We start from the raw sequence: 2,023 nt of genomic DNA on the forward strand, positions 1-2,023 counted from the left end.
GCCCCCCCCCCCCCCCCCCCCCCGCGCCGCCGCGCCGCCCCGGGCCCGCGACGCGGCGCCGCCGGCCCCGGGCCGGGCCTCACGAACTCCCTTCGCCTGCCCGGAGGGCCGCCGCCCAGGCCGGAGCCCGAGGACCCGCCCTAGACTGGCTCCATGCCCCGGCTCAACGACCAGGTGCGGGAGCTGCTCCAGGAGTACGCCGACCTGATCAACATCACCGGCGGGGACGCCTTCCGGGCGCGGGCCTACGAGAAGGCCGCCCGCGCGGTGGGCGGCCACTCCGAGGACATCGCCGGCCTGGACGTCAAGGGCCTGCAGCAGATCCCCGGCGTCGGGAAGTCCACCGCCGAGAAGGTCGCCGAGTACCTCGCCACCGGGCGGATCGCCGCCCTGGAGGCCCTGCGCGCCGAAGTCCCGTCCGGGGTCCGGGAGATGACGGCCGTGCCCGGCGTCGGCCCCAAGCGTGCCCTCGCCCTCCACCGCGACCTGGGCATCTCCTCCGTCGACGACCTGGCCGAGGCGGTCCGCTCCGACCGGCTGTCCGGCGTGGCGGGCTTCGGCGAGCGCAGCGGCGAGAAGATCCTGCACGGCATCGAGTTGCTGCGGCGCTCCGGCGGCCGCACGCTGCTCGACGCGGCCACCGAACTGGCCGAGCAGCTCGTCGCCGCACTGTCCGCCGTGCCCGGCTGCACCCGCTGCGCGTACGCGGGGTCGCTGCGCCGGATGCGCGAGACGGTCGGCGACGTCGACGTGCTGGCGACCGCCGCCGACTCCGCCCCGCTGATGGCCGCGCTCACCGGACTCCCGTACGTGGCCGAGGTGATCGCGAGCGGTCCGACCAAGACCTCGGTGCGCACCACCGGGGGCGTGCAGGTGGACCTGCGGGTCGTCCCGGAGGAGGACTGGGGCGCGGCGCTCGTCTACTTCACCGGATCGAAGGCGCACAACATCAGGCTGCGCACGATGGCCGTCCGGGCCGGGCTGAAGCTCTCGGAGTACGGCCTGTTCCGGACCACCGCCGAAGGAGAGGGCCGCGAAGGAGAGGACGGCGAGAAAGAGGACGGCGCCAAGGTGGCGTCCGCGACCGAGGACGAGGTGTACGCGGCGCTCGGCCTGCCGTGGATCGCGCCGCCGCTGCGCGAGGACCGGGGCGAGATCGAGGCCGCCCTGCGCGGTGAACTCCCTGATCTGGTCCAGGAGTCGGACCTGCGCGGCGACCTGCACACGCACACCGACCTGACCGACGGCCTGGCCACCCTGGAAGAGATGATCGACACCGCGGCCGCCCGCGGCTACTCCTACTACGCCGTCACCGACCACGCGCCGGACCTGGTGATGCAGCGGATGACGGACGAGAAGATGCTCGCCCAGCGCGAGCGGCTGCGCCGACTCGCCGACCGCCACCGGAAGCTGCGCCTCCTGCACGGCACCGAGCTGAACATCGGCCCGGACGGCGGGGTGGACTGGCCGCCCGGGTTCCTGGCCGGCTTCGACGTCTGCGTGGCCTCCGTGCACTCGCACTTCACCGCCGACCGGGCCGCCCAGACCCGCCGGCTGATCCGCGCCTGCGAGAATCCGCACGTGCACGTCATCGGCCACCTCACCACCCGGAGGATCGGCCGCCGCGGCCCGATCGACGTCGACCTGGACGCGGTGTTCGCGGCCGCCGCGCGCACCGGCACCGCGATCGAGATCAACAGTTCCCCGCAGCGGCTCGACCTGCGCGACGAGGACGTCCTGCGGGCGAAGCGGCACGGCGTCCGCTTCGCGATCGACAGCGACGCCCACGCCACCGGGCAGCTCGCCTACCCGCGCTTCGGCATCGGTACGGCGCAGCGCGGCTGGCTCACCGCCGAGGACGTGATCAACACCTGGCCCTGGCAGCGGCTGAAACGTTTCCTCCGCAAGGACGCACTGCGCTGAGCGAGCCGCCGGGCACCCCGGTGGGGGGGCCCCCCCCCCCGGGCCGCCCCCCGGGCCGGGGCCACTGCCGCGCCCCCCCGGCCCCCCCCGGCCGCCCCGA

The 2,023-nt window shown here is 75.2% G+C and carries 1 protein-coding gene; it reads left to right on the forward strand.

What is annotated here, in order from left to right:
* Window positions 1-153 precede the first annotated feature (153 nt).
* A complete protein-coding gene (gene polX, locus ACFV6I_RS37330; RefSeq protein ID WP_380430501.1) occupies window positions 154-1,923 on the forward strand; it encodes a DNA polymerase/3'-5' exonuclease PolX in 1,770 nt (589 codons plus the stop codon).
* The last annotated feature ends 100 nt before the right edge of the window (window positions 1,924-2,023 follow it).

The sequence above is a fragment of the Kitasatospora sp. NPDC059803 genome (assembly GCF_042732255.1).
Classification (GTDB): Bacteria; Actinomycetota; Actinomycetes; order Streptomycetales; family Streptomycetaceae; genus Kitasatospora.